This is a genomic window from Acinetobacter sp. YH12072 (genome assembly GCF_013419565.1).
Lineage (GTDB): Bacteria > Pseudomonadota > Gammaproteobacteria > Pseudomonadales > Moraxellaceae > Acinetobacter.
Genome location: NZ_VOZV01000023.1, coordinates 1 through 25,262, shown reverse-complemented (window position 1 = coordinate 25,262; position 25,262 = coordinate 1). Strand labels below are relative to the sequence as shown.

25 protein-coding genes and 1 pseudogene are annotated in these 25,262 nt (G+C 42.5%); 21 read left to right on the top strand and 5 right to left on the bottom strand.

The window, feature by feature from the left end:
- Positions 1-68 precede the first annotated feature (68 nt).
- The 12 genes from ureG (at position 69) to FTU19_RS10710 (ending at position 9,955) form a co-directional block, all read left to right on the top strand.
- Positions 69-683 (top strand): urease accessory protein UreG, encoded by a 615-nt coding sequence (gene ureG, locus FTU19_RS10765; protein ID WP_004785864.1) that lies wholly within the window; start codon positions 69-71, stop codon positions 681-683.
- A 13-nt stretch (positions 684-696) separates the two neighbouring features.
- Positions 697-1,263, top strand: a complete 567-nt coding sequence (locus FTU19_RS10760) for a HupE/UreJ family protein (protein WP_180131121.1) — start codon at positions 697-699, stop codon at positions 1,261-1,263.
- A 43-nt stretch (positions 1,264-1,306) separates the two neighbouring features.
- A complete protein-coding gene (locus FTU19_RS10755; protein WP_218955205.1) occupies positions 1,307-2,182 on the top strand; it encodes an urease accessory protein UreD in 876 nt (291 codons plus the stop codon).
- A 160-nt stretch (positions 2,183-2,342) separates the two neighbouring features.
- The gene (gene ureA, locus FTU19_RS10750) at positions 2,343-2,645 is read left to right on the top strand and encodes an urease subunit gamma (protein WP_004785859.1); all 303 of its coding nucleotides are present in this window, start codon (positions 2,343-2,345) and stop codon (positions 2,643-2,645) included.
- A 9-nt stretch (positions 2,646-2,654) separates the two neighbouring features.
- On the top strand, positions 2,655-2,966 hold the full coding sequence (locus FTU19_RS10745; RefSeq protein ID WP_180131118.1) for an urease subunit beta: 312 nt from the start codon (positions 2,655-2,657) through the stop codon (positions 2,964-2,966).
- A 33-nt stretch (positions 2,967-2,999) separates the two neighbouring features.
- On the top strand, positions 3,000-4,700 hold the full coding sequence (ureC, locus tag FTU19_RS10740; protein ID WP_180131115.1) for an urease subunit alpha: 1,701 nt from the start codon (positions 3,000-3,002) through the stop codon (positions 4,698-4,700).
- Between the two features lie 186 nt (positions 4,701-4,886).
- A complete protein-coding gene (locus tag FTU19_RS10735; RefSeq protein ID WP_180131112.1) occupies positions 4,887-5,717 on the top strand; it encodes a DUF2971 domain-containing protein in 831 nt (276 codons plus the stop codon).
- Positions 5,718-5,802: 85 nt separating this feature from the next.
- The gene (puuE, locus tag FTU19_RS10730) at positions 5,803-6,768 is read left to right on the top strand and encodes an allantoinase PuuE (protein WP_180131109.1); all 966 of its coding nucleotides are present in this window, start codon (positions 5,803-5,805) and stop codon (positions 6,766-6,768) included.
- Between the two features lie 141 nt (positions 6,769-6,909).
- On the top strand, positions 6,910-7,413 hold the full coding sequence (gene uraD / locus FTU19_RS10725; protein ID WP_125278694.1) for a 2-oxo-4-hydroxy-4-carboxy-5-ureidoimidazoline decarboxylase: 504 nt from the start codon (positions 6,910-6,912) through the stop codon (positions 7,411-7,413).
- Positions 7,410-7,730: a hydroxyisourate hydrolase gene (gene uraH, locus FTU19_RS10720; protein WP_005235589.1), complete on the top strand. Its 321-nt coding sequence runs from the start codon at positions 7,410-7,412 to the stop codon at positions 7,728-7,730. Before uraD ends, uraH begins: the two co-directional genes overlap by 4 nt.
- Before the next feature lie 34 nt (positions 7,731-7,764).
- Positions 7,765-9,120 carry a nucleobase:cation symporter-2 family protein gene (locus FTU19_RS10715; protein WP_180131106.1) on the top strand — a complete coding sequence of 452 codons (1,356 nt, stop codon included), beginning with the start codon at positions 7,765-7,767 and terminating at the stop codon, positions 9,118-9,120.
- A gap of 121 nt (positions 9,121-9,241) precedes the next feature.
- Positions 9,242-9,955, top strand: coding sequence for an outer membrane protein OmpK (locus tag FTU19_RS10710; protein ID WP_180131104.1), 714 nt, complete (start codon positions 9,242-9,244; stop codon positions 9,953-9,955).
- A 55-nt stretch (positions 9,956-10,010) separates the two neighbouring features.
- Here the strand turns inward: FTU19_RS10710 and FTU19_RS10705 are convergent, their stop codons facing one another.
- Positions 10,011-10,508, bottom strand: a complete 498-nt coding sequence (locus tag FTU19_RS10705; protein WP_175967571.1) for an ureidoglycolate lyase — start codon at positions 10,506-10,508, stop codon at positions 10,011-10,013.
- 12 nt (positions 10,509-10,520) lie between these two features.
- Positions 10,521-11,525: an allantoicase gene (gene alc / locus FTU19_RS10700; protein WP_125278689.1), complete on the bottom strand. Its 1,005-nt coding sequence runs from the start codon at positions 11,523-11,525 to the stop codon at positions 10,521-10,523.
- Positions 11,526-11,738: 213 nt separating this feature from the next.
- Between alc and hpxO the strand changes: the two genes are divergently transcribed.
- Positions 11,739-12,896 (top strand): FAD-dependent urate hydroxylase HpxO, encoded by a 1,158-nt coding sequence (gene hpxO / locus FTU19_RS10695; protein ID WP_180131102.1) that lies wholly within the window; start codon positions 11,739-11,741, stop codon positions 12,894-12,896.
- Between the two features lie 84 nt (positions 12,897-12,980).
- Here hpxO and FTU19_RS10690 read toward each other — a convergent pair whose 3' ends face one another.
- Together FTU19_RS10690 and FTU19_RS10685 are read right to left on the bottom strand one after the other, a co-directional pair.
- Positions 12,981-14,333, bottom strand: a complete 1,353-nt coding sequence (locus tag FTU19_RS10690; protein WP_180131099.1) for an 8-oxoguanine deaminase — start codon at positions 14,331-14,333, stop codon at positions 12,981-12,983.
- Positions 14,334-14,372: 39 nt separating this feature from the next.
- Positions 14,373-15,314: a LysR family transcriptional regulator gene (locus FTU19_RS10685; RefSeq protein WP_005235603.1), complete on the bottom strand. Its 942-nt coding sequence runs from the start codon at positions 15,312-15,314 to the stop codon at positions 14,373-14,375.
- A 281-nt stretch (positions 15,315-15,595) separates the two neighbouring features.
- Here FTU19_RS10685 and FTU19_RS10680 point away from each other — a divergent pair, with 281 nt between their 5' ends.
- The 7 genes from FTU19_RS10680 to FTU19_RS10650 all read left to right on the top strand — a co-directional run bounded on the left by FTU19_RS10680 (position 15,596) and on the right by FTU19_RS10650 (position 24,138).
- On the top strand, positions 15,596-16,651 hold the full coding sequence (locus FTU19_RS10680; RefSeq protein ID WP_180053306.1) for an aromatic ring-hydroxylating dioxygenase subunit alpha: 1,056 nt from the start codon (positions 15,596-15,598) through the stop codon (positions 16,649-16,651).
- 118 nt (positions 16,652-16,769) lie between these two features.
- Positions 16,770-17,255: a nucleoside deaminase gene (locus FTU19_RS10675; protein ID WP_180053305.1), complete on the top strand. Its 486-nt coding sequence runs from the start codon at positions 16,770-16,772 to the stop codon at positions 17,253-17,255.
- A gap of 690 nt (positions 17,256-17,945) precedes the next feature.
- Positions 17,946-18,977, top strand: coding sequence for a BMP family ABC transporter substrate-binding protein (locus FTU19_RS10670; protein WP_249365091.1), 1,032 nt, complete (start codon positions 17,946-17,948; stop codon positions 18,975-18,977).
- A 111-nt stretch (positions 18,978-19,088) separates the two neighbouring features.
- Positions 19,089-20,690 carry an ABC transporter ATP-binding protein gene (locus tag FTU19_RS10665; protein WP_180131096.1) on the top strand — a complete coding sequence of 534 codons (1,602 nt, stop codon included), beginning with the start codon at positions 19,089-19,091 and terminating at the stop codon, positions 20,688-20,690.
- 15 nt (positions 20,691-20,705) lie between these two features.
- Complete coding sequence (locus FTU19_RS10660; RefSeq protein WP_180053302.1) at positions 20,706-21,800, top strand: ABC transporter permease; 1,095 nt, start codon at positions 20,706-20,708, stop codon at positions 21,798-21,800.
- A gap of 24 nt (positions 21,801-21,824) precedes the next feature.
- On the top strand, positions 21,825-22,745 hold the full coding sequence (locus FTU19_RS10655; RefSeq protein ID WP_180131094.1) for an ABC transporter permease: 921 nt from the start codon (positions 21,825-21,827) through the stop codon (positions 22,743-22,745).
- A gap of 25 nt (positions 22,746-22,770) precedes the next feature.
- Positions 22,771-24,138 carry an amidohydrolase family protein gene (locus FTU19_RS10650; protein WP_180131091.1) on the top strand — a complete coding sequence of 456 codons (1,368 nt, stop codon included), beginning with the start codon at positions 22,771-22,773 and terminating at the stop codon, positions 24,136-24,138.
- A 36-nt stretch (positions 24,139-24,174) separates the two neighbouring features.
- Here FTU19_RS10650 and FTU19_RS10645 read toward each other — a convergent pair whose 3' ends face one another.
- Positions 24,175-24,774, bottom strand: a complete 600-nt coding sequence (locus FTU19_RS10645; RefSeq protein WP_180131088.1) for a hypothetical protein — start codon at positions 24,772-24,774, stop codon at positions 24,175-24,177.
- Between the two features lie 394 nt (positions 24,775-25,168).
- On the opposite strand from FTU19_RS10645, the pseudogene FTU19_RS10640 reads away from it, so the two are divergent.
- Positions 25,169-25,262: pseudogene (locus tag FTU19_RS10640) on the top strand (IS982 family transposase); the annotation flags it as partial.

The following is a 25,262-nucleotide window of genomic DNA, read 5'->3' as shown; positions in this document are numbered from 1 at the left end:
TTAGCAGTAAAAAAATTGAAAAGCATCATTAAAACTGGTGCCTAGAAAATGTAATAAAGGAAATCAACATGTCAGAACGTAGTCCATTACGCGTTGGAATTGGTGGTCCGGTTGGATCAGGTAAAACCGCTTTAACCCTGAATTTATGTCTTGCACTGCGTGAAAAATACAATATGGCAGTGGTGACCAATGACATCTACACCAAAGAAGACTCGAACTTTTTAACCCGACATGAAGCGATGTCGCCAGACCGTATTGTCGGTGTAGAAACAGGCGGCTGTCCTCATACTGCAATTCGTGAAGATGCGTCCATTAACCTGGCTGCGATTGATGATTTGTGTGAAAAGTTTGATGGACTGGAGCTGATCATTATTGAAAGTGGTGGCGATAACCTTGCGGCAACCTTTAGTCCTGAATTGTCCGATTTAACTCTCTATGTAATCGATGTTGCCGGTGGCGAGAAGATTCCACGTAAAGGTGGTCCGGGAATTACCAAGTCGGATCTGCTGATTATCAATAAAACAGATTTAGCGCCAATGGTCGGTGCCAGCCTGGAGGTGATGGATCAGGATGCAAAGCGGATGCGTGGCGATAAACCATTTTTATTTTCTAATATGAAAACACAAGATGGCTTGAACGAGATTATCAGCTTTATCGAAAAACAAGGTTTATTTAAGTCTTAAGGGGAAATTCATCATGCGTCTATTCAAACAGTTACTGGTCGCAGGTATTGCTGCTTTACCTATGTTGGCAATGGCTCACGCGGGACATGACCATCACAGTGGATTCTGGTCTGGCTTTGTCCATCCTTTTACCGGTTTAGATCACCTGATGATGGCAATTGCTTTTGGTGTATTGATGTGGACTGCAAATCAACGCTGGAAAATCTCGGGTCTCATCGGTCTGGCAGTAGCGATGGTTGCAGGCTTTGTGTTCGGTAGCGAAGGTCTGCTTTCAACTTCAATGGCTGAGTCAGGCATCATCGCTTCACTGGTCATTTTAGCTGTTGCGCTGTGGACTAAATCGAATAAGGTTTTGCCTGTCGCTGCAATCTTATTGGCCAGCTTCCACGGCGTAGCGCATGGAAGTGAGTTGGGTCAAGGTGGTCATGTATCGCTATTAATTGTTGGCATGGTTTCAGCAATGGCTTTGATTTATGGTGCAGGCTTGGCTCTGGGTGCATTCGTGAAAAAATATGTGCCTTATGGCAAGCAGATCGTTGGTGGTTTAGCTGCAGTTGTTGCTGTCATTGGCTTGGCTTAATACTTGGTAAATCATTTGCAGATGAAATTGAGTTGATTTGTTGATGCACGAACTGGCAGAAAAAAGCACGCAGCAGAACTTATGGTATGCACGTCTGGAAATGGGATTTCAGGCGCAGCAACAGACTGTGCGAACCATTTTGCAACATCGCAAGCATCATGGACCGGTACGCATCCAGAAAATGTTATGGCCAGAAGCCAATGGGATTTGCCATGCCATTATCGTGCATCCGCCAGCAGGGATCGCCGGTGGAGATCATCTCACTTTTGATATGCAGGTGGATGCCAATGCCCATGCCTTAGTGACTACACCGGGTGCCGGGAAATGGTACAGAACCAATGGCAAGCAGGCTTTTCAGCACATTCATATCCGTTTAAATGACAATGCCATTTTTGAATGGCTACCTCAAGAAACTATGCTATTTGATGGGGCTAATGCCAGTTCCGAAACAATCGTCCACTTAGATACAGCAGCCAGTTTTATCGGTTGGGATATGCTGGTGATCGGACGTCAGGCAAGAGATGAGCAGTTTGAACAGGGAGCTTATCAAAACCGGTTTCAGCTTTGGCGCAAAGACAAATTGCTGGTTGCAGACACCTTGAATTTTAAGGGCAATGACCGCTGGCTCAGTTCATGTCTAGGTATGAATGGACATGCGGTGATGGGCAGCTTTTGGGCTGTACCGCCTGAAAAATACCGCGCGAGTTTTTATCTGGAACAGCATCTCGATTTAATTCGTGAGCTCATTATGCGGATGGATGTACCGGTTACCTTGACCTTGCTTGGCGATGTAATTAGTGCACGTTTTCTGGGAGATGATGTCCGTCAATGCCATGATGGTTTTGCTGCAATTCGCGCCCGTCTAAGACGTTACTGGTTTGATCTGGATGAGACATTTCCGAGAATTTGGCGGACGTAATCCTTTAATTCCCTCTCCTTATAGGAGAGGGTTAGGGAGAGGTGATTAAACATTTATTAAAACCCTCCCTCTAACTCCCTCCCAAAGGGAGAGAACACCAAATATCGAATCTTGCACATATTTTGCTTAGAAATACATATATATCAATGAGGAACCAGTTATGGAACTCAATCCTACAGAAAAAGATAAACTGCTGATTTTTACTGCGGGTCTGGTAGCAGAGCGTCGTAAAGCCCGAGGTTTAAAGCTGAATTATCCGGAAGCCATTGCCTATATTTCTGCAGCATTGCTTGAAGGTGCGCGTGATGGCATGACGGTCAGTGAATTAATGCATTACGGTACGACCTTATTGACACGTGATGATGTCATGGAAGGCATTCCGGAAATGATTGCAGAAGTGCAGGTCGAGGCAACCTTTCCAGATGGATCAAAGCTGGTCACTGTCCATCAACCGATCGTATAGGAGCAGCATATGATTCCAGGGGAAATTTTTACACCTGAGAGCGATATTGAAATGAATGTTGGTCGGGAAATTTTGAAGGTGACTGTTGCTAATATCGGTGATCGACCGATTCAGGTCGGATCACATTTCCATTTTGCCGAAGCAAATGATGCCTTGCAGTTTGATCGTGAGCTGGCCAAAGGCTTTCGCTTAAATATTGCTGCCGGTACGGCGATTCGTTTTGAGCCTGGGCAAAAACGCGATGTGGAACTGGTCGCATTGACTGGAAAACGTGAAGTTTATGGTTTCGCCGGGCGGGTCATGGGCAAGCTCGATTCATAAAAATTGCAGCAGAATTATAAAGGTTTATAAATCATGAAAATGTCACGTCGTGCTTATGCCGAAATGTTTGGACCAACAGTCGGGGATCGTGTTCGTCTAGCTGATACTGAATTATTCATTGAAGTCGAACAGGATTTCACCACTTATGGTGAAGAAGTTAAATTTGGTGGTGGCAAGGTCATTCGTGATGGTATGGGTCAATCACAACTTTTGTCATCTGAAGTGGCTGACACTGTCATTACAAATGCGCTGATTGTCGACTGGTGGGGCATTGTTAAAGCAGATATAGGCTTAAAAAATGGTCGAATCTGGAAAATCGGTAAAGCCGGTAATCCGGATATTCAGCCAAATATTACTATTCCACTTGGCGCGGCTACAGAAGTCATTGCTGGCGAAGGACAAATATTAACAGCTGGCGGAATTGATACCCATATTCACTGGATCTGTCCGCAGCAAGTTGAAACGGCACTGATGTCTGGCACAACCACGATGGTCGGCGGCGGTACAGGTCCGGCAGCTGGAACTTCTGCGACAACCGTGACTCCAGGGCCTTGGCATATTGCCACAATGCTACAAGCGATTGATGATTTACCAATGAATATTGGTTTATTGGGTAAAGGTAACTTGAGCCAGCCAGAGCCAATTGCAGAACAAATTAAAGCTGGTGTAGTGGGTTTAAAATTGCATGAAGATTGGGGCTCGACACCAGCAGCGATTGATAACTGTCTGACTGTAGCCGACCAGTATGATGTGCAGGTCGCCATCCACACTGACACACTAAACGAAAGTGGCTTTCTGGAAGAAACTTTGGCAGCTTTTAAAAATCGAACCATTCATACTTACCATACTGAAGGTGCAGGTGGCGGACATGCACCGGACATTCTAAAAGCCATTGGTCAACCGAATGTATTGCCATCTTCAACTAATCCAACTCGTCCATATACCGTCAATACCATCGATGAACATTTAGACATGTTGATGGTCTGTCACCATTTAGATCCAGCGATTGCAGAAGATGTGGCCTTTGCAGAAAGCCGTATCCGACGCGAAACCATTGCTGCAGAAGATATATTGCAGGATATGGGTGCGATTGCCATGATGTCATCAGACTCTCAGGCGATGGGTCGTGTGGGTGAAGTAATTTTACGGACTTGGCAAACGGCGCATAAAATGAAAGTGCAACGTGGGCCTTTGGAAGGTGATACAGCCTATAGGGACAATAACCGGGTCAAACGTTATATCGCCAAATATACGATTAATCCTGCAATTACTCACGGTTTAAGCCATGAAATCGGCTCTGTTGAAGAAGGTAAGTTAGCCGATCTGGTACTGTGGAAACCTGCATTCTTTGGGGTGAAACCATCCATGATTATTAAAGGTGGCATGATTGCAGCAGCACCAATGGGTGATATTAATGCTTCTATTCCAACACCACAGCCCGTGCATTATCGTCCGATGTTTGGGGCTTATCCACGTGGAGTGCATAACACCTGTATTACATTCTTGTCGCAAGTCGCAATTGATAATGGCGTACATGAAAAATTAGGTCTGAAAAAGTTGATTTCACCATGTAAGGCGACACGCCAGGTAACTAAACAGGATATGAAACATAATAGTTACTGTCCTGTGATGGAAGTGCATCCAGAAACTTATGAAGTTCGTGCTGATGGTGTGCATTTGACTTGTGAGCCAGCGGAAGTGTTGCCGATGGCGCAAAGGTATTTCTTGTTTTAATTACCTCTCCCTGACCCTCTCCTTAAAGGAGAGGGAATTTCCACTATTTAAATAAATTCTTGGAAAGTTTCTTCTCCCTTTGGGAGAAGGTTAGGATGAGGGGTATTTTCTTATTTTTGATCTTGATGAGTATGTTTAAAAAGTATATAGATTACTAATTCAATAGATTAGATAGAGTTTGCTAATTTGCTCAATATTTTAGAATATCCATTCGTTTATCAAGATGAAAACTACATATATTTATATAAACATCAGCCTATTACTGATAGTCGATTAAAGCTTCTAACAGAAGGGACTATAAGTTTTACAAAGCCTGAAAAATTTAATGATCCTTTAGACTGTGTAGGAAATATTGATGAGAGTCATCATTATTCAGCAGAAGAAATAAAGAAAATATTTAAAGATAGGGGGGCAAAGATAAGTCGAAAAAAGGCAGAAAAAAAAGCTAAGAAATATAAGGATTCTGAAAAAAGAAAGATACATGATCTAAGCTATTTCAAAGAAATGAATGATCGCATGGGAATCTGCTGCTTAAACCACAACCCACTTAATATTCTTATGTGGTCTCATTATGCAGATTTTCATAAAGGCTTTTTAACAGAATTTAAATTTCTGAAAAGAGATTTACTAAAATCGAATTCAGTTTATGCGAAGTTTTTTCCTATTCCTGTAAGTTATTCAAATAAAATGCCATTAGTTACATTAAAAGATCGTTTAAAATCAGAAGAAAAAATATTAGAGATCTATACAACGAAATCTGAAGAATGGAGCTATGAAAAAGAGTTCAGAATTTTAAGACCTTATACAAATGAACCGATCCAAAAAATTCCTTATACAGATTTAATTTGTACTGTAATTGGTGGAATTAAAATTTCATCCAAAGATGAGGAAAAACTTAAAAAGATATGTAGTAAAAATAAAATTCCCTATTTTAGAGTAGAAAGAATATTCAATAATTATGGTCTTACAGTTCCTAATCATCCTAGATTAGATCGAACTATTAGTGAAACTTCATGAAAATTTAATGATCCTTTTTGGCGCATAAATTGCTTGTCACGCTTATTCAATTTTACTGTTTGATATAACACATCAGGGATTAAACGTGACCAGTACCTATCTACGCGGACAAGAACTCATAGATCAAATTCGAAACCAGCCTTATTCACGTGACTTGATTGGCTATCATGGTGATGTACCTAAAGTAGAATGGCCCAATCAGGCCCGTGTCGCAGTTCAGTTTGTACTGAATTATGAAGAAGGTGGTGAAAACCACATTGAACATGGTGATGCCGGTTCAGAACAATTTTTATCTGACATTATCGGCGCGGCTAGCTTTCCAGACAAACACATGTCGATGGATTCCATGTATGAATATGGCTCACGTGCAGGTTTCTGGCGCATTCATAACGAGTTTAAAAAGCGTAATCTGCCGATGACTATTTTTGGGGTTGGGATGGCTTTAATCCGCAACCCTTATATAGTCGAAGCGATTAAAGAAGCCAATTATGATGTAGTGTCACATGGTCAGCGCTGGGTGCATTATCAGGACATGCCAATTGAGCTTGAACGCCAATATATGGATCAGGCGATTAGCGTACTGGAAACCCTGTTGGGCAAAGCACCGACTGGCTGGTATACCGGTCGTGATAGTCCAAATACCCGTCAGTTACTGGCTGAATTTCCTCAGATTCAATATGATTGCGACAACTATGGAGATGACTTGCCATTTTGGAGTACATTGACCAATCAGGCAGGTGAAACACGCCCTCATTTGATCATCCCCTATACTTTAGAAAGCAACGATATGAAATTTAGTTCACCGGGCGGCTTTAATAGCGGGGAACAATTCTATCAATATTTAAAAGATGCCTTCGATGTGCTCTATGCTGAAGGTGAAACTGAACCAAAAATGCTATCGATCGGGATGCATTGTCGTATTTTAGGGCGGCCAGGACGCTTTAAAGCCCTACAAAAGTTCCTCGATTATGTGCAAGGTCATAAAAAAGTCTGGATTTGCCGACGGGGTGATATTGCAACGCATTGGTATAAATATCACGCACCAAAATGAGAAAAATATATTAAAAAAGAGAACCTTGAGTTCTCTTTTCTGCTTTATATATTATATAAAAATACAAGATCAAAAAGATTTGGCACTGTTATTGCAAAACCTGTACTGAACAAAAAATGAATATCATCAGGCGATTTAATAGTGCAACTCGTTGAATTTAATCAGGCATCTCCAGAAGAGGCCATTACGTTTTTAAAGCACTGTGTGCAAATACCGAGCTGGTCGACCCAGATTGAAGCAAAGCGTCCTTATGCATCTGTTGAAGATGTATTGAATATAGCCAGACAACAGGCTGCAACCTGGACCTGGGACGAAATCAAAGCAGCTTTGGATAATCATCCACGTATTGGTGAAAAAAAGGCACAGGCTGAATTAAGCGAAGTTGAAAAAAACTTTTCCAATCGTGAACAGGCTGCGATAACTCAGGACGAAGCAACTCAGCAAGCTTTGCTAGAAGGCAATATCGCTTATGAAAAAAAATACGGTTATATCTTCCTGATTAAAGCGGCTGGTCTAAATAGCCAAGAAGTGCTGAATGCCTTGAAAGATCGTTTAGCTAATGATCCGGAAACTGAAAAAGGTATTGTTCATACGCAACTGGCGGAAATCGCTTTATTAAGACTGTCACAGGAGCTGCAAGCATGATCAGCACTCATATCTTAGATACGCATCTCGGCAAACCTGCAGCACATGTTTTAATCAAACTCTTTGATGAAGAAGGTGAATTACTCGGAAAAGCATTTACCAATGCAGATGGTCGAGTCACAGATTTTGGTTTAACCGAATTTGAGGAAGGTAAATACAGTCTTGAATTTGCTACTTCTGATTATTTTGAAGGCTTAGGTCTAGAAACTTTCTTTCCTAAAGCAGTCATTCATTTTCAGGTGAAAGATGCCTCTCAGCACTTTCATATTCCTTTACTGATCAGCCCATTCGCGTACTCCACATATCGCGGAAGCTGATTTTTTTATTCAAGCTTTCAGGGAGAGAAAAAGAATGACAGAACAAAGCACAAACATTTCACCAGAACATGAATATCTGGGCGCAGGCAAAAGTGCAGCCTATGGCTTGCAACATGTATTGACCATGTACGGTGGTATTATCGCACCACCACTCATTGTGGGTACTGCCGCAGGTTTGGAAGCTACACAAATCGGTTTATTGATTGCGGCTGCATTGTTTGTTGGCGGTCTGGCTACAATTTTACAAACCATTGGAGTGAAATATATCGGGGCCAAATTGCCACTGGTACAAGGGGTTTCCTTTGCGGGCGTGGCGACGATGGTGGCGATCGTAACTACAGGTGGAGGCCTATCAGCTGTTTATGGTGCAGTCATCGTAGCTTCATTAATTGGTCTCTTCCTTGCACCTTATTTTTCTAGAATTATCCGTTTTTTCCCGCCAGTCGTGACCGGCTGTGTGATCACGATTATCGGTTTATCACTTTTACCCGTAGCCGTTCGCTGGATGATGGGGGGCAATAAAAATGCACCTGAATGGGGAAGTGTAGAAAATATCAGTCTGGCCGTGATGACCTTGGCTATTGTGATCTGTCTAAATTTGAGCAGAAATGCCTCGACTCGTCGCCTGTCTATTTTATTAGCGATCGTATTGGGTTCAGTGCTGGCTTATCTGTTTGGTTTTGGCGATTTCAGTAAAGTCGGCCATGGTGCATGGGTACAATTTCCGAGTTTCTTTGCTTTCGGCATGCCAACTTTTGAACTCAGTGCAATCATTTCCATGCTGATCGTCACGCTGGTGATTATGACTGAAACGACGGCCGATATTATTGCTGTGGGTGAAATTGTTGGAACCAAAGTAGATTCAGAACGTATTTCCAATGGTCTGCGTGCAGATATGTTCTCAAGTGCAGTTGCACCGATTTTTGGTTCATTCATGCAAAGTGCTTTTGCACAGAACGTCGGGCTGGTAGCCATTACCGGGATTAAAAGCCGTTTTGTGGTCGCTGCTGGCGGTATGATTTTAGTGGTTTTGGGATTACTTCCAATTATGGGCCGACTAATCGCCGCAATTCCGGTTCCGGTACTTGGTGGTGCAGGATTGGTGCTATTTGGTACAGTGGCTGCAAGCGGCATCCGAACTCTGGCAAAAATTGATTATAACGAGCAAAAGAATTTGATTATTGTTGCAACTTCAATTGCAGCCGGCATGATCCCGATTATTGACTATTCTTTCTATGCTAATTTTCCAAAATGGTTTCAAACCCTATTTCATTCTGGCATCAGTTCAACCTGTTTAATGGCGATCCTTTTAAACATTCTGTTTAATCATCTGCAAATGTTCAAGTCGAAAACAGAGGTTCCGGAAAAGATTGCAGAAACGCTGCATTAAAGTATGATTTCCTCCATATGCCCATGCCAGTCATGGGCTTTTTTATCAAAAATTAAAAAAGTTGGCTTTGTTCTTGCTTAATCCAGAATGAGATTTTTAATTCCATTGGGGAACCTTATTTATGAAATTTACTCAAGTTGCTGCTGCAACATTACTTGCATTGGGTGCAGCATCTGCACAGGCAAAACCAGTCTGGCAGGATTTTAGCGTTACTGGGCTTTATGGGGAAAACTATGAAGTTGTAGATAAAAAACAGGCAACCCTAACTGTTGAATACGCTGCAAAAGTTAAATATGCAGATGTCTTCTTTTTCATTGACCGTATGCGTGGTTCCGATGATATTAAATCAAGCTATTTTGAATTTTCACCACGTTTAAGTCTGGGTGAAGTTTCAGGTCAAAAGCTGGCATTCGGTCCAGTGAAAGATGTGCTGGTCGCAACGACTTGGGAAGGTGGTGAAGGTTTTGATAACTTCCTGTACGGTGTAGGTTTCGACCTGGCTATTCCAAAATTCAATTATGCCAGCGTGAATCTTTATCGTGTAAATAATGAAAATATGGAAGATGACTATCAGCTTACCTTGACTTATGGTGTGCCATTTAAACTGGGTACAGAAGAATTCCTGGTAGATGGCTTCCTGGACTGGTCAACTGCTGAAGATGATCATGCGAGCGAGATGAACTGGACGACTCAGTGGAAATGGAATGTCGGTAAGCATATTTCTCCTGATACCAATTTATATCTCGGTATTGAGCATTCGGTTTGGAATAACAAATACGGTATTGCGGATGCGGATGAAAATAACGTGAGTGCTTTAGTGAAATATCATTTCTAAATACAATAAATAAGAAATTTAAAAGCCCTTATTGATAAGGGCTTTTTTAATGGGCTTAATTTTCGATAAAAATCTTTTCAGGAAAAGTATAAACATCACAGTTTGGACCAGTGCCGATCCGATCGATCACCACAAAATCACTCGGAGCTTCAAAGGTCAGCAAAGGATGATGCCAGGTACCGGCACGGTAATTTACACTTTGTGTACCATTACTGATAAAAGCCTGAATTTGACTGAGATCAGGCTTTTCATGATCCAGATTAGGCGCAACCACAATTAGAAATTTCTGGCCCTGCATCGGGATGAACGCTTGTGAACCGACAGGGTGACGTTCCAGCATTTCGATTGCAAAGGGAATGGCTGTAGTCTGAATATTTCTAAAAATACTTAGACCAACTTTAGCATCTGTTTCAGCAACCGCCAGAGCATGATAACGCTCGGTCTGCTGATCATTAATATGGAAAAAATCATTGCCTTCGCAGGCAATGACCTCGCCATAAGGCAAGAAACTTTCAGCAGTTAAGGGCTGTATTTTTATGGTTTGCATGCTCATAGATATAATTACTCAGGCAACTTTTCCCCACAGTCGAATCCGGCTAATGCCACCATCCGGAATCATGTTCACCCGAATATGAGAAATTTTTCCCTGTTTTAAGATTTCCTCAACAAAGCTATGAATATGATCCATCTGCATCTCTTGTGCTTCAAGCAGGAATGGCCAGAACATACTTTGCGGAATTAACTGCTGGTCAGTCGCATCTTCAATATAAATCGCTTGGATAGAGACTTGAGCAGGAAAGTTACCTTTAAAATGCGCGGTATCAATCTCAATTTTTTCAATCTGACCACTCTGACCCAGAGCCAAGATACACCAGTCAAAGCCGGGTGCACGACGGCGCTTGGTTTCCCAGCCATCACCCATATTGATGCCACGCCCCGGATTAATCAGATTACGTGGATGACCAAAGTGCGCATCACTATAGGCAATGACACGACCGCCATTTTCCAGAGCGACCAGATCAATCACCTGATTGCTGTCCTGAACCTGAATTTTTACTTCACCATAGACTTTAAAGCGAGCTACACCCCCGTCAGGGAAAATATTTAGGCGTACATGTGTAAAGACTTCGTCTGAATCAATATTAAAAATATGATGCTGGCTCGGACCTAATATACTGTTTGGTAAAATTGAGTGCCAGGTTGCGGTGCTTAAGTCACCATTTGGTGCATAGCAGGCTTCAACTGCAGCAGAAGCTGGATAGTTTCCGGTAAAGAATGTGGTATCAATATCTAGTGCTTTGATGGTTCCAGCTACCCCCAGTTTGACAATCGCCCAGTCATAGCCGGCATGACGCTTGCGGCGGGTTTCCCAGCCGTCCATCCATTTGCCATGATTATCAAATTTATCTTCAACAAAAATTGGTGCATCAAATTGCAACATTCGTTTTGCTTCAGCAAAAAAATCATCTGAACATTCAAGAATTTCTGCACCAATCCGGCTATCAGCCAAGTTGGTAAGCTGCTGGATATGGGCAGGGATCTCGAAAATGGGTGCAAATAATGTTGCCATAACTATCTTCCATTCAAATTATGTTTAACGTGAATCTAATTTTTTATAAAAGTCTGTAATTCTGCTGAAAGACCTTATAAAAACAGGTTTTTAATGAATAGATGAATGCACGGCTTGTGCCAACTTTTGAGAAAAATCAGTGCATTATTTTCGAAATGGCACGCTTTTAGCTACACAGGGAGGAAGAAACACAATTTTGAGAGGAGCATATAGATGGAGATTACAATTATTGGTGCAGGGATGGGGGGATTGACCACAGGAATTGCACTAAAAAAGTTTGGGCATAAAGTCACCATCTATGAACAGGCAGAAAAGATTTTACCGGTGGGCGCGGCAATCTCACTTTGGTCAAATGGGGTAAAATGTTTGAATTATCTGGGCTTAACTGAACAGGTCGCCAAGCTTGGCGGCCAGATGGATCAGCTGGCCTATATTGATGGCTTGACGGGCGACACCATGACCCAGTTCAGTTTATTGCCGTTAATTGAAGAAGTGGGACAACGTCCATATCCGGTGGCACGTGCTGATTTACAGAACATGTTGATGGACGAGTTTGGCCGTGAAGATATTCAGCTGGGCAAGAAGATGGTTGAGCTGCAAGAACAGAAAGACGGTGTTCTGGTTAAATTTGCGGATGGTACAGAAATTAAAACAGACCTACTGATTGGCGCAGATGGAACCCATTCCATTACCCGTGCCTATGTACTGGGCGAACAGTTTTCTCGTCGCTATGCCGGTTATGTCAACTGGAATGGTCTGGTAGAAATTTCAGAAAAGCTTACTCCGGCAGATCAATGGACCACATTTGTCGGACAAGGTAAGCGCGTTTCGCTGATGCCTGTGGCAGACGGAAAATTCTATTTCTTCTTTGATGTACCGTTGCCGGTCGGTTTAGAGAATAATCGGGCAGAATATAAAACCTTATTGAAACAGTATTTTGAAGGTTGGTGTGCGCCGGTTCAGCATCTGATTGATGCGCTGGATGAACAGAAAACCAATCGGGTTGAAATTCATGATATTGAACCGTTTGCCCAGTTCTATAAAGGTCGTGTTGTGATCGTCGGTGATGCCGCACATAGCACCACACCAGATATTGGTCAGGGTGGTTGTCAGGCTATGGAAGATGCGATCTATCTGGCTCGGTCTTTACAGATTAATACGCTGGGTCTGGAAGATGCCTTAAAACGCTATCAGAACAAACGCAATGAACGCGCCAATGAGCTGGTATTACGCGCACGTAAACGTTGTGATGTGACGCATATGAAAGATGAAGCCGTGACCAAAGAATGGTATGAGGAACTGCGTAAAGAGCAGGGACCGCATATCATGAAAGGGATTATCAGCAATATTATTGGTAATCCTTTAGATTAATTCTGCATTTACACTCTTGGCAAAAAGCCCTTCATATCGAAGGGCTTTTTTTATTTAGATAACAGGAATTCACTAATAGATTTTTTAGGCCGCAAGTAAAGCTTTCGCTGCCTGACGATGTGCAGCCTGAACCGCTTCAAGATCCAGATTCAGGATTTCCCGGTCTTTAACGACCCATTGTCCATTCACCATGACATGTTCGGCACGGTCTGCACCGCACAGTAACAGGCCGGCAATCGGATCATGAATCCCTGAAAAACGCACATCATCCAGACTATAAAAAGCTAAATCTGCCTGAAAATCTGCTGCGATTTGTCCTAGGTGCTTTTCACGTCCCAGTACCTGTGCCGAGCCTTGTGTGGCCCAGGTTAAAGCACGTTCAGGCGTAATCACTTCTGCACCATATTTTAAACGTTGTAAATACATCGCCTGCCGAGCTTCCAGAATCAGGTTAGACGCATCACCCGAAGCAGAGCCATCCACACCTAGACCAATGACTGCTCCTGCTTCCAGTAGATCCATGGTTGGACAAATCCCTGAAGCCAGACGCATATTGGAATGCGGACAATGACAGATACCGACTTGAGCCTGTCCTAAGCGTTGGATCTCATCGGCATCAAAATGAATGCCATGCGCCAGCCAGGTTCTGGAATTAAGCCAGCCTACACTTTCCAGATAATCGACGGTGCGCATGCCAAATTTAAACAGACAAAATTCTTCTTCATCCAGTGTTTCGGCCAGATGGGTATGCAGACGTACATCCAGTTTTTCTGCCAGTGCAGCACTTTCTCGCATAATTTCTTGGGTGACTGAAAATGGTGAACATGGTGCAAGCGCAATATTGACCATCGCATCAGCACTACGCTGGTGATATTTCTGCACCAACCGTTCTGAGTCCAGCAGAATAGTGTCCATATCCTGTACGGTATGCTGCGGTGGCAAGCCACCAGAATCTTCACCCAGACTCATGGAACCTCGGGTCAGCATGACCCGAATCCCTAATTGTTCTGATGCTTCAACCTGAACATCAATGGCATCGGACAGCTGCTGTGGAAACAGATAATGGTGATCCGCAGCAAAGGTACAACCGGAAAGCAGTAATTCAGACAATGCAATTTGAGTGGCTAGATAATGCTGTTCAGTATTCAATTTGGCCCAGACCGGATATAAGGTTTTTAGCCATGGAAATAGCGGCGCATTGACCACGGGAGCCCAAGCACGGGTCAAGGTCTGATAAAAATGATGATGGCTATTAATCAGTCCCGGTGTAATCACCAAATTCTGGGCATCAAAGAACTGGTCATAAGGCGATGCTGGGGTTTGTCCCAAAGCCACCAGTTCAATAATTTTGCCATCGCGGATGACCAAGCCACCACGGGCATCCAGATCATTTGCGGTAAATACAGCAAGAGGATTTTTAATCCATAAGGTTGTCATATCTTATTTCCAATAAGTTTTATTTGTACTGCACATGAATCAGGCAGCACATGAGGCATTGAGCTGTTGTAATTTGATTTTCAAATCTTCCATCTGGTCGATCAGATGGTTCATCATAATTTGTGAGATTCGGGAAATTTGCCGTTTCGGTGCCACACAAAGAGCAAGGGTCAGCGGATGCATCCCTTTTTCAATAATCGGTTTAAATACCAGTTCATCACGTTCTAAATAAGGTAAGGCATCAATGTAGGACAATACTCCAATCCCTAAGTTGCGCTCTGCCAGAGAAGTAATCATGCGAATGTCATTACACTCCAGCTTTTGCTGCGGCATAAATTGATGATGTTTATACAGGCTATAAACATAGTCATGAATGATTAAAGGAGCACAGGGAATGAGATGCTTAAAGTTTAAAGTGTCGGAAAAATAGATTTTTTCTGCCTGAGCCAAAGGATGAGATTTGGCCATCACAAATCCAACCGGGATTTCCACAAAAGACATGACTTCGAGCTGATTATGACTTTTAGGATTGAGCAGAATGCCAAAATCAACTTCAGCATCCATAATCATTTTAGAGACGGTATCACTTTCCTGAATCTGGATATTGAAATTGATCCAGGGATAGTTTTCATACATGTATTGCAGGGAATCTAAAACGAAACCGTCACTGAGTGCCGCAATGAGTCCGAGTTCAATGCTGCCGCGCGATAAACCCTGAATTTCATCAAAACGTACGCAGGTCTGTTGGAATTCTTTTTGCCATTTGAGTAGGTCGGCATAGAGCAATTCACCCGCTAATGTCAGCTTCAGGCCACTCGGCAACCGTTCAAACAGCACGATGCCAAATTCTTCTTCTGCCAGAGCGATCTGACGATGAATCGCGGAGACGGAAATATAAAGCTGATCAGCTGCTTTTCTGAGGCTGCCTGTTTTGGCTACGGCAATAAAATATTCTGAAAATCTTGAAAAAGTAATATTCATAAAATCACGTCAATCCACCTGCACATCGTTTTAATCACATAATTTTCAGCTAGAAACTAAGTGATTCTGGTTCTATGTAAGTGGATAAGCGATTTCTGTGCCAATTTTCAAAGAAATGGAACAGTAAAAGTTTTGTGTTCTATTTTTTGGAACACGGGCTACGAAACATTCTAATAGACAGTAGAACAGGCATTTGGCTAATTTTATAAAAGAACAACAAGGCAGCTTAATGAAATAAAAATTTAAGCCGTTGTCATGCAATAAATATTTGTGAGTGAACTATGAATGCGATCCCGGTGCTTAATTTATTCAGTCAACCGCACTGTAGCGGCTTTGACCCATCAGACTGGAATATCCTGGCTCAGCATTGGTATCCAGTTGCCCGTATTCAGGATGTGAGTACTACGCCACAGCAGGTACAACTTCTGGATGTGAAGATGGCCCTATATCAAACTGAGAGTGGCAGCATTCATCTGGTTCGTGATATCTGTCCGCATCGTGGTGTGCCATTAACCAAAGGCTGGGTAAAGGGTGAAGAAATCATTTGTCCTTATCACGGTCTGCATTACAACACTCAAGGAAAATGCACCAAAATACCGGCTCAACCAGAACTGACTAACATTTCGGATCGTTTTACCTTAACCAAGTTTCCAGTAGTCTTGAAATACGGTCTGGTCTGGACAAGCCTGTTTAGCCGGGATGAATCAGAAGCTAATTTCCCTGATCTGGATACCTGGGAGAGCGAAGAGCACCAATCGATCTTACCGCCATTTGTTGATATCGGTGGTTCAAGTGGCCGGCAGCTGGAAGGCTTTATTGATGTGGCGCATTTTGCCTGGGTGCATCATGAATCGTTTGCTTCTCGTGATAACCCGATCGTGCAAAAGTATTCAACTGTACGCACCCCTTATGGCTTGCATACGGAATATGTCAGCGATGTCAGCAATTATCCGCATGGCCTGCAGCATCTGGCCCCAGAAGGATTCTTGTGGAAACGTGTGTTTGATGTCTATCCACCATTTTCAGCGATTTTAACAGTGCATTTTCCGGAAAATGGCATCCTGAAAATTCTGAATGCCTGCTGTCCGGTATCTCATAATCAAACCCGTTTATTTGTGCCATTGACCCGTAATTTTGATACGACTGGTGATCTGCAAGCGGTTTATGACTTTAATGCGCAGATTTTTGCTGAAGATCAGGACATGGTCGAAAGCCAGAAACCAGAAGAATTACCTTTGGATATCACTATGGAAGCACATTTTGAAGCTGACCGTTCTTCGACAACTTATCGCCGCATTCTGGGGGAATGGGGCCTAAGCAAACGCTATATTGTTTAAATTAAATTTCCTCCTTTATGCACCCTGGTCTGTTGGGGTGCTTTTTTATTCCATATATGTCGAAAATCCTCTTTTTAGAGGAGCTATGACCATTGAACTACTAATTTTAGAGTAATTTATGCCACAGCCTAGCCATGAGCAAATGCTATCTTTTTTAAGATTATCCAATAAGGTTGCCAAGCGGGCAATGTCTTTAGGCCATCATCCTTTTGGTTCGGTGCTGGTTGCACCTGATCATGAAACGGTTTTACTGACCCAATGTAATATTGATACGGTCAACCATGCAGAAAGTACTTTAGCCCGGATCGCAGCCAGCAATTTTACGCCGGATTATCTGGCTGAATGCACCTTATATACGGCAGTTGAACCTTGCTGCATGTGTTCTGGAACGATTTATTGGGCCAATATCGGGCGGGTGGTCTATGCCATGACCGAAGAAAAATTATTGCAATGTACTGGAAACCACAATGAGAATCCGACTATGAGTGTTTCTGCTGAGTATGTTTTTGCTCATGGTCAGAAGAATATTGAGCTGATTGGACCAATCATGGAACTTGAACAGGAAACGGTTCAATTGCAAAAAGACTTCTGGTCATCTCGGTGAAGATTTGAAATTATTCTTTTTATAATTCTACTTCATTTTATTTATATTATTTATAAGACCATAAAAACAGATTTTCCGGATTGTAGGCTCAATTTAAAACCCTGCAATCCAGTCTCTATTTTCTAAAAATACTTTCCTTAATTTTCTATTTTTAAAAACCTATTTTTATCCATTCAGTACATTGCTAACTATAAGCCATTTATTGGCGCACACGATTTAGACCTAACGCACTTATCTAGCGCAGAACAAAAGAAAATTACAAGAATTCTTGAATATTTAATCTTATTAATTTCTCAATCTTGAGCTGAGTCTGGTTTTCTAGCAACTTTGCTCATTGACTTAGATTGATATCTATATTTTTCGGCTTAATTTCTTAACTATTAAACTTTTTTATACCAATAATTTTCTCTAAACCTCTGTAATTAATAAAAATAAATAAAAGAACAGATCATTCTAAAAATTATAAGTGTCTTGCAATCCGCCTGTTCTATTTTTTGAACTGAATTGGAATAGAAGTTGCTAATTAATAGAAATATAGCAATCAGTAAAATTTTTGATTTCGATTCAGATCTTTTAAAGCCGCTATTTATAAAACTCAAATGGCATTCACGGAGGCAATTTATGCTGAATATGTCCAAACATAAAAAGATAATGAAAAAATTTTCACTGCCTGTAATTGCGGCTGCAATTATGGGTTTGGGGATCAGTAGTCAGAGCTTTGCAGTCGATAAAGCTGCATTTGTCTATATTGGACCAACCAGTGACCATGGCTGGACGTATTCTCATGATCAGGGGCGTATTAAAGCTGAAAAAGCTCTGGGCGGAAAATTCAAAACGACTTATATCGAAAATGTACCTGAAACGGCCGATGCTGAACGTGTGATTCGTAATCTGGCACAGCAGGGCAATAAAGTAATTTTTGCGACCTCTTTTGGTTATATGAACCAGATGGAAAAAGTCGCGAAACAGTTCCCAAATACCGTATTCATGCACGCGACCGGTTATAAGCAAGGGAAAAACTTAGGCATCTATGATGTGCGTACCTATGAAGGTGCTTACATGCTGGGTGTAGTGGCAGGGCAAACCACCAAAACTAATACCTTGGGTGTCGTAGCCTCATTCCCGATCCCGGAAGTGGTTCGTAATATTAATGCCTATACATTAGGTGCACAAAGCGTCAATCCTAAAGTCAAAACCAAAGTGATCTGGGTGAACTCATGGTTTAACCCGGGTAAAGAACGTGATGCGGCTTTGGCGCTGATTTCTCAAAAAGCTGATGTGCTGATGCAAAACACAGATTCGCCAGCAGTTGTGCAAGCTGCCCAGCAAAAAGGCGTTTATGCCTTTGGTTGGGATTCAGACATGAGCAAATTTGGTCCTAAAGCGCATCTGGCTGCTTCAGTACTGCACTGGGAAAAAATTTATACGCCAGCAATGCAGCAAGTGGCTAATAAAACCTGGAAACCTGCCGCTCTCTGGTATGGCGTAAAACAGGATGCAGTGAAAATTGAAAACTTCGGACCTGCTGTTCCTGCCAAGGTGAAACAGTCTGCTTTAAATGCACAAAGTGCGATTCATAAAGGCACATTACATCCATTCCAGGGCCCAATCTATAAACAGGATGGAACTTTGGTGATTGCCAAAGGCGGCAAAATGACAGATGAAGCGCTTGGAAAAATGAACTTCTATGTGAAAGGAGTTGAAGGTTCATTACCTAAATAATCCTTTCACTATGTGTATGACTTAAAAATAAAAGAAAGTAAATCCTGAAAAATCATCCCCCAGTCCATGAATCACTTTATGGACTGGGCCAAAATGAGTGGAGACTGAGTTATGAGCGATCTGCCTCACATGTCAAATGACATCGAAACGTCATCGCTCAATGAGCAGCAAATTCCACGACTGGAGCTGATCAATATCAGCAAAAGCTATAACTCATTGAAAGCAAATGACAGTATTAATTTAAAAGTCCAACCTGGGCAAATTCATGCCATCCTGGGTGAAAACGGTGCTGGTAAAAGTACCTTGATGAAAATCATCTACGGCGCGACCAAAGCAGATAGCGGTCATATCGTCTGGAATGGCAAAGAAGTACAGATAGAAAGTCCATCGATGGCCAGGAAACTGGGGATTGGCATGGTGTACCAGCATTTCTCCCTATTTGAAACCATGACCGTAGCTGAAAACATTTTATTAGGTCTGGATGAGAAAATAGACCTGAAAAGCTTAGCGGCTAAAATCACCGAAGTATCAGAACAATATGGCTTACCGGTAGATCCACGGCGTGAAGTTTTTTCTTTATCGGTTGGTGAGCGACAACGGGTCGAAATTATCCGCTGTCTACTCCAAAATCCTTCCTTACTCATTTTAGATGAACCAACTTCAGTCTTAACTCCACAAGCGGTACGTCAGTTATTTAAAACTTTGCGACTGGTGGCTTCGCAAGGTGTCTCAATTCTTTATATCAGCCATAAATTGCATGAAATCAAAGAACTCTGTGATGAAGCAACGATTCTGCGTAATGGCAAAGTCACCGGCTATGTATTGCCTTCTGAAAATAGTACCAGTGAATTGGCCAAATTAATGATTGGCCGAGAATTGCCGACGTATGCGCATGTTGAATATACAGGCGAACATCGCACGCTGTTTCAGGTAAAAAACCTGAATTACGAAACTGATGATCCGTTTGGTGTGTCCTTATCCAATATTCAACTCAACCTAAATTCCGGTGAAATTCTGGGCATTGCTGGTATTTCGGGTAATGGTCAATCTGAATTACTGGCTCTGCTTTCCGGTGAGCAAACGGCGAAAAAAGGTCAAGTCTTTCTATTAGATCATGACATTTCTGAACTCAGTGCAGGTCAGCGACGTGATCTAGGCTTGGGCTTTGTTCCGGAAGAGCGTTTAGGTCGTGGTGCTGTGCCGAATATGACATTGGCACAAAACACTTTATTGACTGCTTTTCGTCAGGGTTTAAACAAATGGGGCTTTATCCAGTTTGAGAAAACTGTCGCTTTTGCCCAGCAATGTATCGAAAAATTCGGAGTAAAAGCCGCAGGGCCACAAGCGGAAGCGCGCAGCCTTTCGGGCGGGAATCTGCAAAAATTTATTGTAGGGCGTGAAATCCTGCAACAGCCGAAAGTATTAATTATTTCCCAGCCAACCTGGGGCGTTGATGTCGGCGCATCGATGTTTATCCGTCAAACCCTGATTGATCTTTCCCGCCAAGGCGTTGCGATTTTAGTGATTTCAGAAGAGCTGGAAGAACTGTTTGAAATTAGTGACCAGATTTGTGTTCTGGCTGGTGGAAAGCTGTCTGCACCTGTCCCGGCTAAAAATACCAATGCAGAACAGATTGGCCTGCTCATGTCAGGTATTCAGGCAGATCCAGCAATATTGGCTGAATCCGAGCCTGTCCATGAAGCGCATGCGTAGAGAAGAGGTGTAAATATGCATTTATTAGAACCTAGAGAACATCCTTCTCAATTAATGAAATGGCTCTCACCTGTGCTTGCATTACTCGCCATGCTGGCGGTAGGTAGCCTATTGTTTTTAATGCTTGGAGTGAATCCTGCTCAGGCTTTATATATCTTTTTTATTGAGCCATTGACTTCAGTCTATAATCTGAGTGAACTGATAATTAAAGCCAGTCCGCTGATTTTAATTGCCTTGGGTCTGGCTGTTGGGTTTCGTGCCCGTCTGTTTAATATTGGTGCTGAGGGGCAGTTGGCTATGGGGGCCATCTTTGGCGGTGGTATTGCCATCCTGTTTCATGAGCAGATCGGCTGGTGGATTTTACCTTTGATGGTGATTATGGGTGCGATTGGTGGTGCAATTTGGGGCCTGATTCCAGCGCTGCTAAAAACCCATTTTAATGCGCAAGAAACCTTGACCACCTTAATGATGAACTATGTGGCATTTTTCCTGCTGATGTATCTGGTCAATGGTCCATGGCGTGATCCAGATGGCATGAACTTTCCACAATCCTTAATGTTCTCGGAAAGCGCGACCCTGCCGCTGATTATGGAAGGCACACGGATTAACGCCTCAATTTTTATCACGATCATCGCAGTGGTGCTGTTCTGGGTTTTTATCCGTAAGAGTCTGATGGCTTATAAACTGGAAGTCAGTGGTCAGGCACCTTTGGCAGCTCAATATGCAGGATTTTCAGCAAAAAAAGCCATCTGGTTAAGTTTGGGAATTTCAGGTCTGATGGCGGGGATTGCCGGAATCTGTGAAGTTGCAGGTCCAATCGGCCAGCTCAATCCGAATATTTCACCAGGTTATGGTTATGCAGCCATTATTGTGGCTTATCTGGGCCGACTAAATCCAATTGGAATCGTACTTTCAGGTTTCCTGATGGCGCTGATCTATTTAGGTGGCGAACTGGCACAAATGCAGTTGCAACTCCCAGTCGCGATTACCGGAATTTTCCAGGGCCTGCTTTTATTTTTCCTGTTGGCTTCAGATGCCCTGATTGAAAACCGCTACCGTTTTACCAAAAAGAAAATCAAAAAAACCATGACCACTGCGCAAGCAGCCTGATCCAGACAGAAGAAGGATAACAACATGAGTATTGAATTAACCGCAATTGTTGCCGGAACTGTCGCTGCGGCAACGCCTTTAATCTTTGCCGGACTGGGTGAACTGGTAGCAGAACGCACCGGTGTCATCAATCTAGGGGTAGAAGGCATGATGCTGGTCGGTGCCATTGCCGGATTTGCTTTTGCTAGCCAATATGATGCCAGTGTCGCCAGCGCCTTATTTATGGGCGGATTGGCAGGCACATTGATGGCACTGATTTTTGCATTTTTTACCTTATCTTTAAGCACCAACCAATCCGCCTGTGGTCTGGCACTCACTATTTTTGGGATCGGGATTTCAGCCTTTCTTGGACAGAATTATGTCAGTACTGCCTTACCGGGTCTGGAAAATCTAAAAATTCCGGGACTCGCTGATATTCCATTCATAGGGCCAGTCCTGTTCCAGCAAAACTATGTGGTGTATCTGTCCATTCTTGCTTTTGTGCTGGTGTGGTGGGTACTGAGTAAAACCCGTTTAGGCCTGTTACTGAAAGCTGTTGGGGAGTCTCCGGAAAGCGCACATGCCATGGGCTATAACGTGCTGGCGATTCGCTATGGTGCAGTCATGTTTGGCGGTGCAATGGCAGGTATTGGCGGTGCTTTTTTATCTACGGTTTATACGCCGATGTGGATTGAAAATATGGTTGCAGGACGTGGCTGGATTGCAATTGCATTAGTGGTTTTTGCTGCATGGAAACCGACGCGTTTGATGTTGGGTGCCTATCTGTTTGGTGGTGTAACGATTTTGCAGTTTCATGCCCAAGCGCTAGGTCTAGAAGTACCGAATGAACTGTTATCGGCATTGCCATATATCGCAACCATTGTCGTCTTAGTTCTCATTTCACGCGACAAGAAGTTATTGAAACTCAATTTACCAGCGTCACTTGGCAAAGCCTTTAGCCCTTAATCGGACAAATCTCAGGAATTACTTTATGAAAATTATGAGCGCAGATTATGTCCTGACCATGAACTCAAACCTGGACTGTATTAAAGATGGTGCCATCCTGATTGATGGTGCTCTCATTAAACAGGTAGGAACATTACAGGAATTAACTCAGCAATATCCTGAAGCTGCAGTTACCCAGTATCCAAAAAGTTTATTGATGCCGGGTTTGATTAATACCCACTGCCACTCAGGCCTGCTACGCGGTACAGCTGAGGGTCTGCCAGTCTGGGACTGGTTGCAACAGTTTATTGACCCGATGCATCGGGTAGTGACTCCGGAAGATGCCAAAATTGCCTCTTATCTCTGTTATGCCGAAGCGCTGCTATCCGGTACGACTACCATTGTGGATATGTGGCGTTATATGGAAGGTAGTGCCGAGGCCGCACAGCAATTAGGTATACGTGCAGTGCTGGTGCCATATGTAGCTGAACATCCAGATCATAACTATTTTGAAAACCTCAACAGCAATGAAGCTTTAATTCAAAAATGGCATCAAGCTGCAAATGGGCGAATTCAGGTCTGGGTTGGCTTGGAACATCTGTTTTATGCTGAAGAAAAAGCCTTGGCACGTATCCAGAAAATGTGTCATGAATATCAGACGGGTTTTCATACCCATAGCAATGAAAGCAAGTTTGATGTCGAAGAAAATCTTCGACGTTATGGCGTGCGTCCGATCCAGACGCTGGAGCAAATGGGTATGCTGGATGTGCCTCAATGTCTGTTAGCGCATTGTGTCTGGGCCGATTCAGCAGAGATCGAAATCTTAAAACACTATAATGTTGGTGTCGCACATAACCCGATATCGAATATGAAACTGGCATCTGGCGCCGCCCCCATTACGGAAATGCTTAAACATGGCATTGCTGTAGGATTAGGTACTGATGGCGAGAAAGAAAATAATAATTTAGACATGTTTGAAGAAATGAAAACTGCTTCATTATTGGCGAAGTTTTCCGGTTTGGATGCTGCAGCACTGGATTCATGGTCTGTCTGTCAGATGGCAACTCGGACAGGTGCCAAAGCCTTAGGCATGCTGGATCAGATTGGTTCGTTAGAAGCTGGAAAACTTGCCGATATTATTGCAGTAGATATTGCGACCCCAAGAATGACACCCTTGATTAATCAAGGCCCGTTATTTAATTTACATACCAATCTGGTACATGCAGTACAAGGACAGGATGTACATATGACCATGGTCAACGGTCAGATGGTGGTAGAAAACCGAAAACTGGTACGTGCTGATCTACAAATCTTAATTGATCAGGTCAATCAGGCTGCTCCAGCCTTGTTCCAGCGACGCGCGAGATGGCTCGCAGAACAGGGAAGTGCGGTCAATGAATTACAGCGCCTGTAAATAAAGTTTAAAAACTAACCCTAACTTTAAACAGACTTATCTATGCTCCAGAATGGATAAAAAGGCTTCGATAATGTTAGGCAGTCTTTTATGATGGATCTGACCGACCTTAATTACTTCATAGGTCAGACCATCAGCCTGAAGGTGGTTACTTTCAGCTTTTAATTTCTGCAATGTCAACTGCAAGCCTTTTAACCATTCTTCAAGCGCCTTGATCGGAATATCATTTTTAAGATCTCCACCTTGCATGGCAGTTTTAAAATGACTCAAGGTCGTACTATCCTTAAAGCAGGCTTCCACCTGATGTTCAGTACTTTCAAATAGGTCATGCTTGATCACAAATAAAAATTTTCCAATCGCTGGTTTAAGCGCGCTGAGATAAATATTTTTTTCATTCAGGGTATATCTTTTATTTCTGGTATTAATAAATTCTGAATTCCAGCCTTGGGACTCTAGAAAATGATCCATTTCAGCGAAGATGAGATCAGTGACTTGTTCCTCAATGCGTTCTGCGAGTTCCTTTAGTTCATGACTGAGCACGATCAGGTTATTTTCCAGCTTTGAGCGCTGGGATTTTTCTTCATCATGCTGCTTGGATTGGGCCAAAATGGCTTGGAAGCGTTGTTCAGGCGTCATGATTTTACTCACTTGATATACAGCCTTGATCACTTAATCATGTGACTGAAAAGCTTTAATTGCAAGCAGGAAAAGAGGGGGGATATTTGAGAAGATTTTAAAGTAAAATATATACTTTTACTGACATAAATTATTGTTTTTAAATTTAATAATTATTATTAAAATATTTTTTATTTGGTTTTAAACTAGAATCGTTACATATTTTGTAGCGATTCAATTCAGTTAATGATCATTACTCGTTTTACTCAATATCACCCATTAAAAGATAAAACTTATATAAGGTGGTTAATAAGAATATTGATAACCCGAATCGCGGATAAAAAATTGACTTGAAAAATAAGAGGACTAGAGCCATCAGTTAAGTTACCACACAAAACTTAAAACTCTAGTCCCGATGTTTAATAGTACCGAATTATTTTGCGTAATTGATGATTTCTTTCTTAAATTTGAAGCAACCTACTGGAATTTCCTTAAACAAAGTCGTCGTT